Genomic DNA, 11,656 nt, shown 5'->3' with positions numbered 1-11,656 from the left:
TCAGACCGGCACCGGCACCGGCTGTGCCCTCACCAGGTCGTTGATCAGGGTCTCGGCCGGGTCGGCGACGGCGGGCACGATCCGGTGGGCGAGCACCGGCCCGGCGAGCTCGGCGACGTCCTCGGGGGCCACGTACTCACGGCCGTGCAGCAGGGCGCGGGCCTGGGCGCAGCGGGCCAGGGCGATGGCGGCCCGGGACCCGGCCCCGGCGCGGATCCGCTGGTCGGTGCGGGTCGAGCGGGCGAGCTTGACGGCATACTCCAGCACCGGCTCGGCCAGGAACACGGCGCGCACACTGTCCCGCAGGGCGTTGAGCCCGGCCGGGTCGAGCACCGGCGCCAGCGTGGCCACGGTCGGGCCGGTCAGCTGCTCGCGCACCACGGTGAACTCATCCACGGCGGTCAGGGGTTTCAGGTGGATGCGCACGTCGAAGCGGTCGAGCTGGCCCTCCGGCAGCGGGTAGGTGCCGTGCTGCTCGAGAGGGTTCTGCGTGGCCACCAGGAAGAAGCTGGGCGGCACCGGATGCCGCACCCCGTCCACGGTGACCATCCGCTCGGCCATCACCTCGAGCAGCGCCGACTGGGTGCGCGGGGGCATCCGGTTCAGCTCGTCCACCAGCAGCACGTCGGCGAACACCGGGCCTGGCACGAAGCTGAACTCGCGGCGGCTGGGGTCCCAGACCGACGAACCGGTGATGTCCGAGGGCATCAGGTCGGCCGTGGCCTGCACTCGCTGGAACGCGCCACCCACCGTCCGGGCCACCGACTGTGCGAGGGTGGTCTTGCCGGTGCCCGGCGCGTCCTCGATCAGCACGTGACCGCCCGCGAGGACGGCAATGGTCAGCAGTTCGACCGCGGCGTGCTGACCACGCACCACCTGCTCGATGTTGGCCACCAGGCGGGCAGCGGGCGCGACGTCCATGCACTCTTGGGTCGGCAGCCGGGGCCCGCGCTTGAACGTGACCCGGTCAACACCCGGCCAACAACTGGCCAACCAGGGCAAATGTCCTGTCAGGGGCTCACGGGTGAGTCGGCTAAGGTGCGCGCGGCCCACCCTCGTGATCCACCCCGTGAAGAGGAGAGACGATGACCCGCGATTCGGCGTCCGGCAAGGGACCCGAAACCGACTCGGAGAAGGATGTCACGGACGCTCCCGAGGCCGCCACGAAGAGTACGACCGAAAACGCCGTGAGCACCAGTGCCCCCACGGGCACGCAGGATTCGTCCCCGGCCGGGGAGTCCTCCACCGAGACCACGGTGGCTGTCGACACCACCGACGACGAACCCTCCGAGACGCAGGACACCACCGACGAGGGTGTGGTCAGCGCCGCGGGCGACACCGCCGACGCGACCGGCACGACCTCCGCCGACACCACCGACAGCCCGGCCTCGGCCACCGCTTCTGGCAACAATTCGGACACGAATGCAGATGCTGTGCCGACTGCCGGCGCCACCAAGCCGATCGGCACCTCGAAGCCCGAGGCCGCCGACCTGACGCTCAAGCCGCTGCCGACCTCGGCCGCCAAGGCCGACAGCAGCGACAGCTCCGACAGCACGGCGACGTCCGGCGCCGGGGCGAGCGACGACAAGACCGACGACACGGCTGACGACACGGCAGCCGCCACCACGGTCGCGGCCCCGGTGGCGGCCGCGGCGGTCACCACCCCGTCCGCGAACAGCAGCTCGACGCCGAGCAGCAGCCCGGCCACGAGCACCAGCGCAGGCACCGGCACGGCCACGAGCACCAGCACCGGCACCGGCACCGGCACGGGCACCGGCACGGCCACGGGCACGGGCGCCGCCTCGGCTGCCGACGCAACCAGCGCTCAGGCCGCCGGCGACGTCGACGCCACCACCGCGTCCCCCGTCGGTGAGCCCCCCGCCACCGGTGGCTGGGGTGTGCAGGAGCCCAAGCAGCCCCGCACCCCCCGCGCCGACGGCAAGTACGACACCCTGTTCCCGCTGATCGGCACCCTGGTCGCGCTCGCCGCGATCGCGGCGCTGCTGATCGGGGCCATGACCCTGCCGATCGCCAAGAGCAAGCCGCACGAGGTGCCGGTCGGCGTCGGCGGCGCCGCGGAGATCACCGGGCAGCTCACGACGCTGCTCGAGCAGTTCGGTGGCGAAGGCACGTTCGACGTACGCGTCTACACCACGCAAGACGATCTGCGTAGCGGCATCGAAGACCGTGAGGTCTACGGCGGTCTCTATGTAGACGACACCCAGGCCCAGATGATGATCGCCTCGGCGGCCGGCATCCAGGCCTCCGATGCTCTGCAGACCGTGGCCAACACCCTGATGCAGCAGGCCGGCGCCCAGGTCACCGTGGTCGACGTGGTTGCTCAGCCCCTCGGCGACCCGCGCGGTGACGGCCTCGCCGCCGCCGAGCTCCCGCTGGTCATCCTCTCGGTCCTGCCCGCGATCGCGCTGGCGCTGCTGTACCGGCGTCGTCCGCTGGCCCAGATCGGTGGCGCCGTGCTGGCCTCCGCCGCTCTCGGCCTGGCGATCGCGGCGGTGCTGAACTTCGTCACCAAGTCCACCGCGGGCACGGACGCCACGCAGTACTGGCTGCTCTCGGCCGGTCTCGCGGCAGGCGTGCTCACCACGAGCATCGTCCTGCTCGGACTGCACGCCCTGCTCGGCCGCTGGGGTCTGGGTATCGGCGCGGCGATCCTGGTGCTGTTCGGCGCCCCGCTCTCCGGTCTGAGCAGCGTGCCCGAGTGGCTGCCCACCCCGTGGGGCACCGTCGGCCAGCTGATGCCGCCCGGCGCCACCGCCACCGTGCTGCGCTCGATGGCGTTCTTCGACGGCCAGGGCAGCAAGTCGGCCCTGCTGGTCTTCGTGATCTACACCGTTGTCGGCGCGGCGCTGTTGCTCCTCGGCTCGCTGCTGCGCAACAACAACGACCGGCTCGCCGAGATCCAGGCCGAGCAGCAGGCTCTGGAGCTGGAGCAGGCCGAGGAGAAGACCGCCGCGGCCGTCTGATTTCTCCGCAACACCGATGAAGGACGGTGTGGTCGCCCGCGCGGGCGACCACACCGTCCTTCGTTGGGGGCTTTGAGGTCAGGGCTCGAACGTCAGGCCAGCCGCCAGTCGCGGTAGTCGAAACCGGGTGTGACCACACATCCCACGAGCACCGGTTCGTCTCCGGCCGGACGAGCCGTCTGCCAGGTGCCGGCCGGCACCAGCAGCTGCGGACTCTGGTTCGGCTCGGTGCCCAGGATCGACTCGACCGCTGGGCCGGGTGCGGCCGGATCGGTACCGCCCAGGCCCAGGGCGAGGGGGCCGCCCCGCTGATGGATCCAGAGTTCGTCGGAGCGGACCACGTGCCAGGCCGAGGTCTCGCCGGGCAGCAACAGGAAGAGGATCGACGTGGCCAGCGAGCGTGGTCCCTCGTATCCGGCGTCGGGCAGCTGCCCGGGCGGGAGCTCGTGGGTGGACCGGTAGGTCTCGGCGAACCAGCCACCCTCGGGATGAGGCTGCAGGTTGAGGCCGGTGGCCCATTCGGGAAGCGTCGGCATGGCGGCACCTTAGGGCGCATCGTGCGTGACGGCGGAGGTGAGGGAGGTCCGGGATCGCGAGCGATTCGCCCTTTTTCCTGATCAGGATGCCTTGACCGCGGTCCGGAGCGCGTCGTGCAGCGTGGGACCATTGACCCGTGACCCAGCTCAGCAGCCCACGCCCCGGCCAGTCCCTGCACCAGCTCAGCTCGACGCCGAACGTTCTCGGTGACGACGTGCCGCTGGGCCCGCTCGACGGGCGCTACCGCGCCACCGTCGCCCCGCTGGCGCAGCACCTGTCCGAGGCCGCGCTCAACCAGCGCCGGGTGCACGTCGAGGTGGAGTGGCTGATCCACCTGACCGAGACCCGGTCGGTGCCCGGGCTGCGCAAGCTGACCGCCGACGAGATCACCTACCTGCGTTCCGTCGCCTCCGACTTCAACGCCGAGAGCGTCGCCGAGTTGGCCGAGACGGAGCGGGTCACGCTGCACGACGTCAAGGCCGTCGAGTACTACGTGAAGAAGCGGATGGAGGGTAACTCCCTCGCCGATCTGACCGAGATCGTGCACCTCTTCTGCACCAGCGAAGACATCAACAACCTGAGCTACGCGCTGATGGTGCGCGACGCCGTGGCCCTGGTCTGGCTGCCCGCCGCCTGGGCGCTGCACGAAGACGTCACCGACCTGGCCCAGGAGCTGCGCGACCTGCCGATGCTGGCGCGCACCCACGGCCAGCCGGCCACGCCCACGACGCTCGGCAAGGAACTGGCCGTGCTCGCCCACCGCCTGGGCCGGCAGCTGCGTCGCATCGACAAGACCGAGTTCCTGGGCAAGATCAACGGTGCGACCGGCACGTTCTCCGCGCACGTCGCCGCCGCGCCCGACACCGACTGGATCGAGGTCTCCCGCACGTTCGTGGAGCACCTGGGCCTGACCTGGAACCCGCTCACCACCCAGATCGAGTCGCACGACTGGCAGGCCGAGCTGTACTCGGACGTCGCCCGCTTCAACCGGGTGCTGCACAACCTGTGCACCGACGTCTGGACCTACATCTCGATGGGCTACTTCATCCAGGTGCGCGGCCAGGGCACGGTCGGCTCATCGACGATGCCGCACAAGGTGAACCCGATCCGCTTCGAGAACGCCGAGGCCAACCTCGAGGTCAGCAGCGGCCTGCTGGGAGTTCTCGAGCAGACGCTGGTCACCTCCCGTCTGCAGCGTGACCTGACCGACTCGTCGATGCAGCGCAACATCGGCATCGCGTTCGGCCACTCGTTGCTCGCCATCGACAACGCCCGCAAGGGCCTGGCCGGCCTCGACGCCGACCCCGAGGCCCTGGCCCGCGACCTCGACGCCACCTGGGAGGTGCTCGGCGAGGCGGTGCAGACGGTCATGCGGGTTCACGGTCTCGACCAGCCCTACGAGCGGCTCAAGGAGCTCACCCGTGGCCGCAAGGTCGACGCCGAGGTGATGCGCGAGTTCGTCGAGGGCCTGGGCCTCCCCGACGACGTGACCAAGCAGCTTGTCGAGCTCACCCCCGGCACGTACGTAGGCGTCGCGTCGAAGCTGGTAGACCAGCTGCGCTGACCCACCTCTTCACGAAACGGCCCGTCGGCCGCCTGGTTCCAGCCGGGCGGTAAGGCGGGCCGTTTCGCATGTGTCGGGGGCCGGTTCGAGCAGGACCTTGACGGCCTGGGCGGCCTCGGCGACCTCGGCGGCTTGGGCGACCTCGGCGACCTTGGCGGACTTGGCGGACTTGGCGGACTTGGCGGACTTGGCGGACTTGGCGGACTCGGCGAACTCGGCGAACTCGGCGAACTCGGCGACCTCGGCGAACCTGGCGAACTTGCCGAACTTGGTAGGGCCGGCCTAGGTGTTGCAGCTCATGACGTTGGTGACGCCGGCTCGTAGCCGCGCGGCTGGGGGCTGGTTCCCGGCAGCGGTGTGGTCTCGATGGTAGTTGTAGTGGGTGATCCAGGTCGCGATGGCTTGTGCGCGTTGGGTTTCTGAGGTCCAGACCCGGGCGTAGAGGAGTTCTTCGGCGAGGATCCGCTGGTAGCGCTCGACCTTGCCGTTGTGCTGCGGGGTGAATGGGCGGGTGCGCTGGTGAACGCTCACGCCCAGGTTGCTCAGGGCGCGTAGGAACGCTGCGGATCGGTAGGCCGATCCGTTGTCGGTGACGACCCGGGTGATCCGTTTGATGCCGTGGGCTGCGAAGTAGGCGCGGGCTCGGGTCATGAAAGCAATCGCGGTGACGGCTTTCTCGTCGGGCAGGTGCTCGGTGTAGGCCAGCCGGGAGAACCCGTCCACGGCCGAGTGCAGGAACACGTAGCCGGTCCTGACCGCGGCGTTGGCGGACTTGGCGTGTGTGCGTGCGGCGGCCCGGCGGTTGGCGCGGTGCTGGGCCGAGGTCCGGCCGTGAACGCGCCAGCCACCACCGTCGGGGATGCGGCCGACCTTCTTCACATCGACGTGGATCATGTGGCCTGGATAGCGCGCGATGATCTTCTGCGCGGGCTTGCGGTTGGAGGAGCCAGTCGGGTCGAGGTCACGACGGCGGCTGATGCCCAGACGGGCCAGCCACCGCCCGACCGTGCTCACGCTGATCGCCACGCCCTGGCCGTTCAGCTCCGCGGCGATCGTTCGGGCCGACCACTTTTTCTCCCGCCGGAGCTCCTCGATCTGCTCGACGACCTGCGGCGATGTCCTAGCTGGAGAGGCTTTCGGAGCGCTCGAGGCGTCCTGTAACCCGGCCTCCCCGAGCTGCCGGTAACGGCTCACCCACTTCGAGAGGCATTGCCGGCTAATGCCAGCCTCGGCGGCGACGTGGGCGATAGGGCGGTGCAGGCAGCGTTCGATCAGACGCAGGCGTCCGGCCGGGGTCAGCGGGGCATTACGGTGGTGCACGGCGGGTCTCCTGGGCTTGCAGCGGACGTGTCTTGTGGTGATTCACATCCTCTGCCAGGAGACCCGTTCCCCGTTCCCCGTTCAGCGGCCTACGGCCCTGCCGTCACTAACCTCATGCACCACAACACCTAGGCGGAGCAGCGTGCCTGCGAGCGGGTGACATCAGGCGGGTTGGGGCGAGACGGGCCGCGGAGCGTCGTGCCTTGGATCAGGCCAGTTGCACGTCGACGCTCTCTACGCAGCTTCTCTCCGCCAGCACAGGACACCCCGCTATACCCGTGAGGTATAGCGGGGTGTTCTGTGCTCGGCCCAGAGGCAAACCGCTCTGAGCCGCCTCGGTCGGCCGGATGATGTGCCCGCGGGGGCCATCCGGGGGGATGGGGAGAGCGCATCGCGAGGGTCTGGCCAGGCAGGCGGCCAGGCAGGCGGCCAGGCAGGCAGCCAGGCAGGCGGCCAGGCAGGCAGCCAGGCAGGCAGCCAGGCAGGCAGCCAGACATCCAGCTGGGCATCCAGCTGGGCATCCAGCTGGGCATCCAGCTGGGCATCCAGCTGGGCATCCAGCTGGGCATCCAGCTGGGCATCCAGCTGGGCATCCAGCTGGGCATCCAGCTGGGCATCCAGCTGGGCATCTAGCTGGGCATCTAGCTGGAGGGCGGCCCGCGGCCGAGGCAAGCAGCGTCCACCATCTGCCGCTCTATGGGCTCGGGGTGGAATACCCCCCGAGGGTGTGCGTTAGACCTAAGGCATACCCTAGGGGGGTAGGGTTTCGTCGAAAGGGGAACGGGCATGCCGGGCTACGCGGGCACCAAAGAGGACTACCAGAAGAGGCTGCGCCGGATCGAAGGTCAGGTGCGCGGTCTGCAGCGGATGGTTGACGAGGACACGTACTGCATCGATGTCCTGACCCAGGTCGCGGCCGTCACCAAGGCACTTCAGGCAGTCAGTCTGGGCCTGCTCGAAGACCACATGTCCCACTGCGTGGTCGAGGCCGCCCGACAGGGCGACGACGAGGCCCGGATCAAGATCGCCGAGGCTGCCGACGCCATCGCCCGGCTCGTCCGGAGCTGACCACCCGACTCCGAGCCGAACCGGCGCATCCCGCTCACGAACTCGAGGAAGAGAGCACATCAGCCATGAGCACCACCACGAACATCGACGTCACCGGCATGACCTGCGGACACTGCGTCTCGGCCGTCACCTCGGAGCTGTCCGCCATCCCGGGCGTGACCGCTGTCGAGGTCGACCTCAAGCCCGAGGGCGTCACCCCCGTGGTCATCACCAGCGAGTCACCCCTTGATCCCACGGCCGTCGCGGCGGCGGTCGACGAGGCGGGCTACGAGCTCGAGCAGGCCTGATCGTGTCCCCGGACACCGTTCGCACCACCCCGGTCGAGCTGGCCATCGGCGGCATGACGTGCGCCAGCTGCGCGACCCGGGTGGAGAAGAAGCTCAACCGCATGGACGGGGTGAACGCCACCGTCAACCTCGCCACCGAGCGAGCTCACGTGCTGGTCGCGGAGGGCGTCACCACCGCCGACCTGATCTCCACGGTGGAGAAGACCGGCTACACGGCCCAGGTTCCACAAGCCTCGCACGACGACGGAGACACCGACCAGGAAAGGGTTCTCAGACCCCGTCTGGTCCTGGCCGCAGTCCTGACGGTGCCCGTCGTGGCGGTGTCGATGGTGCCGGCCCTGCACTTCGACGGCTGGGGCTGGCTCGCACTGGCGCTGACCCTGCCGGTGGTGACGTGGGCGGCCTGGCCGTTCCACCGGGCCACGGGCATCAACGCACGCCACGGCGCGGCCACCATGGACACCCTGGTCTCCATCGGGATCACGGCCGCCACCCTCTGGTCGATCACCATCCTGATCACCGGCACCGGCGAGCCCTATCTTGAAATTGCCACCGTCGTAACCACTTTCCTGCTCGCCGGCCGCCTGCTCGAGGCCCGAGCGCGGCGTCACTCCGGCGCCGCCCTGCGGTCGCTGCTTGATCTCGGCGCCCGCGACGTCAACCTGCTGCGCGGCGGACAGGAGTTCCGGGCGAAGGCCGAAGAGCTTTCCGTGGGAGACCTTTTCGTGGTCCGCCCGGGCGAGCGCATCGGTACCGACGGCGTGGTCACCGAGGGTTCGAGCGACGTGGACGAATCCATGCTCACCGGAGAACCCGTCCCGGTTCACGTGAAACCAGGATCCACCGTCACCGGCGCCTGCGTGAACGGCACCGGCCGCATCGTGGTCGAGGCGACCCGGGTCGGGGCGGACACCACGCTGGCCCGGATCACGCGCATCGTGCAGGAGGCGCAGTCGGGCAAGGCCCGGGCTCAGCGCCTGGCCGACCGGGTCTCGAGCGTGTTCGTGCCGGCCGTGATCGTGTTGTCCCTGCTGTCGCTCGTGCTCTGGCTGGCGATCACCGGCGACGTCCAGCGCGCGGGGATCGCAGCGGTGTCGGTGCTGATCATCGCCTGCCCGTGCGCACTGGGCCTGGCCATTCCCACCGCTCTGCTGGTCGGCACCGGGCGTGGAGCGCAGCTGGGCATCCTGATCCGCGGACCGCAGACACTCGAAGACGCCCAGCACGTCGACGTCATCGTGCTCGACAAGACCGGCACGCTGACCGAGGGCCGGATGAGCCTGGCCGACATCACCATGACCGACGGGTTCGAGCGCGACGAGGTGCTACGCCTGGCCGCAGCCGTCGAGCACGCCGGGGAGCACCCGCTGGGCCGGGCCGTGGTGGCCGCGGTCGACGGGCCTCTGCCCACGGTGAGCGAGTTCAGCAGCACCCGGGGTCTCGGCGTCGAAGGGGTTGTCGAGGGGCGGCACGTGCGGGTGGGACGTCCTTCCTGGGGGCCGAACCTGCCCGAGCAGCTGACTCAGGCCGTCACCTCCGCCCACGGCCGCACCGCCATCGTGGCCTGGATCGACGAGCAGCCCGCCGCCGTGCTGACGATCGCCGACACCATCAAACCTGGCGCCCGGCAGGCCATCACCGAACTCCGCGCGCTGGGGCTGACGCCGATGCTCGCGACCGGTGACAACGCGTCCACCGCCAGAGCGGTTGCCTCGTCGGTCGGGATCGCCCCCGACGACGTGTTCGCCGGGCTCATGCCCGAGGAGAAGGTCGCCGTGGTCGAGAGGCTGCAGACCGCCGGGCGTCGCGTCGCGATGGTCGGCGACGGTGTCAACGACGCCGCTGCCCTGGCCACCGCCCGGCTCGGACTGGCGCTGGGCACCGGCACCGACGCCGCGATGGAGGCCGGCGACATCACGCTGGTGCGCGGTGAGATGGAGAGCGTGCCGCAGGCCATCCGGCTGTCCCGGGCCACGTCGCGCATCGTGCGGCAGAACCTGGGCTGGGCCTTCGGCTACAACGTGGCCGCCATCCCTCTGGCCGCGTTCGGCCTGCTCAACCCGATGATCGCGGGTCTCGCGATGGCCCTGAGCAGCGTGGCCGTCGTGACGAACTCGCTGCGTCTACGCCGTTTCCAGGGCTGAACCGATCGGTCCGGCAGGTTGGACCGAACGGTCAGTGCACCAGCTCGCTGATCTGGCGCAGTGCCAGCAGCGGGTTGGTCACGGCTGAGCCCGGCACCCCGGCCGCCCGCATCGGGCTGAAGCCCGGGTCGGGCATGGCCGTGCCGAGGCAGGTCACGTCCTTGGCCGGGAGCTTGCCTTCGAGGATGAACGCGTCGACCTTGCGGTCCACGCAGGAGTTGCCCCCGGCGTAGAGCCCGTGGTCTCCCTCGCCCTTGACGGTGAGCATCCGGGCGCCGGCGAAGTGCTCCTCGGCCTCCTTCGCCCCCTCCATCGGCGTGGCCGGGTCGTGCACCGACTGCACCATCAGCACCTCGGGCACTCCCCGGCCGGTCGGCCGGATCAGATTGGCCGCAGTCGTGGTGGAACGCTTCCAGAACGCACAGGGCTGGTTGAGCGTGCTCCAGCCGATCAGCGGGTTCTTCGCGCCGAGCTGCGCCGACGACGCGACCAGCGTGTCGCGGTTGACGGTCCAGGGCGTGTCCTGGCAGGTCACGGCCATGAACACGGCGCTGCTGGCATCGCTGGAGAAGGGCCGCAGGCCGTCGCGGTCGAGCGCGGCGACGCGCTGCTTCACCGAGGCCGAGAGCTTCGCGGCGGTGCGGTAGCGACCGGCGCTCTGGGCCCGCAGGAACCCGTTGAGGTCGGACAGGGCCGCCGCCGCGTCGGGGAACATCGCCTTCGCGTACATCGTGCCCGCGATCACGTCGTCGAGCGTGACCGCGTCTTCGACCGGGGTGTCGGGCGTCATCCGCGCCCGCAGCCGCTCGTAGCTGGCGAGCACCGCCTTCGGCGTCGCGCCCAGCCCGTAGACGTTGTGGTACTTCGCCACCCAGGGCGCGAAGTCCTTCTCGAAGCGCCGCTGGAACCCGAGCGCCTGCCGCGAGACCGCCGTCTGCCAGGTGCCGGTGAACTCGACGTTGGAGTCGAACACCATGTGCCCGGCGTGCTTCGGGAACGTCGTGGCGTAGTACGCGCCCATCCAGGTACCGGCCGAGAACCCAAGCCAGTTAACGGTTTTCTGCCCGGCCAGGCGGCGCAGCAGATCGACGTCCTGAACGGTCTGGGCGGTGGTGACGTAGGGCCGCAGCGCGCCGCCGGCCACGTCGCAGGCCTTCGCGGTGAGCTCGGCCGAGTCGAGAATCAGGTCGATGTTGGACGCGGTGCGCACCCGGGGATCGACGGTCAGGTTGGTCACGCCACCACAGCTGAGGTTGGTCGATCCACCGGTGCCGCGCACGTCCATGCCGTAGATGTCCTGACCGGCCATCAGCTTCTTGCGCTGGGCACTGATCATGAGCAGCGGCAGGTCGGCACCGTCGGCCCCCGGACCGCCCGGGTTCGTGAAGAGCATCCCGGCCTTCTTGACCTTGGTGCTCTTCAGCCGGCTGACCTTGATGCGCACATCGGCGCCCGACGTCGGCGCGTTCCAGTCACGCGGCACGATCATGGTCGCGCACTCGAGGCGGTAGTAGGCCGCAGGCAGACCGGGCAGCTCGGCCCGGCTCAGACAGGGCGTCCAGCGCAGCTTCTGCCCGTCGTAACGACTGGCGGCCGCGACGGTGGGCACCTTCGAGGCCGTGGGGTCAGCCCCCGCCGAACCTCCGGTACCGAGCAGCAGACCAGCTGCGAGCACACCGACCAGGACACCGGTTCCGGATGCCCGGAGAGCCCGTGACTGCATTCTGAAGTTCCCCAAAGTCGGCGTACCGG

9 protein-coding genes are annotated in these 11,656 nt (G+C 69.9%); 5 read left to right on the top strand and 4 right to left on the bottom strand.

What is annotated here, in order from left to right:
* Positions 1-921 carry an AAA family ATPase gene (locus J2S57_RS10935; RefSeq protein ID WP_307241205.1) on the bottom strand — a complete coding sequence of 307 codons (921 nt, stop codon included), beginning with the start codon at positions 919-921 and terminating at the stop codon, positions 1-3.
* A 164-nt stretch (positions 922-1,085) separates the two neighbouring features.
* Between J2S57_RS10935 and J2S57_RS10930 the strand changes: the two genes are divergently transcribed.
* Entirely contained in the window at positions 1,086-2,984 is a 1,899-nt protein-coding gene (locus J2S57_RS10930) for an ABC transporter permease (protein ID WP_307241203.1), read from the top strand.
* Between the two features lie 92 nt (positions 2,985-3,076).
* On the opposite strand, the gene J2S57_RS10925 is transcribed toward J2S57_RS10930, so the two are convergent.
* Positions 3,077-3,520 carry a cupin domain-containing protein gene (locus tag J2S57_RS10925; RefSeq protein ID WP_307241201.1) on the bottom strand — a complete coding sequence of 148 codons (444 nt, stop codon included), beginning with the start codon at positions 3,518-3,520 and terminating at the stop codon, positions 3,077-3,079.
* Positions 3,521-3,693: 173 nt separating this feature from the next.
* On the opposite strand from J2S57_RS10925, the gene purB reads away from it, so the two are divergent.
* Positions 3,694-5,085, top strand: a complete 1,392-nt coding sequence (purB, locus tag J2S57_RS10920) for an adenylosuccinate lyase (RefSeq protein ID WP_370882623.1) — start codon at positions 3,694-3,696, stop codon at positions 5,083-5,085.
* A gap of 282 nt (positions 5,086-5,367) precedes the next feature.
* Here purB and J2S57_RS10915 read toward each other — a convergent pair whose 3' ends face one another.
* On the bottom strand, positions 5,368-6,405 hold the full coding sequence (locus tag J2S57_RS10915; RefSeq protein WP_307241196.1) for an IS481 family transposase: 1,038 nt from the start codon (positions 6,403-6,405) through the stop codon (positions 5,368-5,370).
* Positions 6,406-7,191: 786 nt separating this feature from the next.
* On the opposite strand from J2S57_RS10915, the gene J2S57_RS10910 reads away from it, so the two are divergent.
* The 3 genes from J2S57_RS10910 to J2S57_RS10900 all read left to right on the top strand — a co-directional run bounded on the left by J2S57_RS10910 (position 7,192) and on the right by J2S57_RS10900 (position 9,904).
* Positions 7,192-7,473: a metal-sensitive transcriptional regulator gene (locus tag J2S57_RS10910; protein ID WP_307241194.1), complete on the top strand. Its 282-nt coding sequence runs from the start codon at positions 7,192-7,194 to the stop codon at positions 7,471-7,473.
* Between the two features lie 65 nt (positions 7,474-7,538).
* Positions 7,539-7,760 carry a heavy-metal-associated domain-containing protein gene (locus tag J2S57_RS10905; protein ID WP_307241192.1) on the top strand — a complete coding sequence of 74 codons (222 nt, stop codon included), beginning with the start codon at positions 7,539-7,541 and terminating at the stop codon, positions 7,758-7,760.
* Positions 7,760-9,904, top strand: coding sequence for a heavy metal translocating P-type ATPase (locus J2S57_RS10900; protein ID WP_370882622.1), 2,145 nt, complete (start codon positions 7,760-7,762; stop codon positions 9,902-9,904). The genes J2S57_RS10905 and J2S57_RS10900 overlap by 1 nt, the downstream gene beginning before the upstream one ends.
* Before the next feature lie 31 nt (positions 9,905-9,935).
* Here the strand turns inward: J2S57_RS10900 and J2S57_RS10895 are convergent, their stop codons facing one another.
* The gene (locus J2S57_RS10895) at positions 9,936-11,627 is read right to left on the bottom strand and encodes an alpha/beta hydrolase (protein ID WP_307241188.1); all 1,692 of its coding nucleotides are present in this window, start codon (positions 11,625-11,627) and stop codon (positions 9,936-9,938) included.
* Positions 11,628-11,656 lie beyond the last annotated feature (29 nt).

Origin of the sequence: Kineosporia succinea (genome assembly GCF_030811555.1) — a bacterium.
GTDB classification, from domain to species: domain Bacteria; phylum Actinomycetota; class Actinomycetes; order Actinomycetales; family Kineosporiaceae; genus Kineosporia; species Kineosporia succinea.
This window is presented reverse-complemented; position numbering and strand designations above follow the sequence as displayed.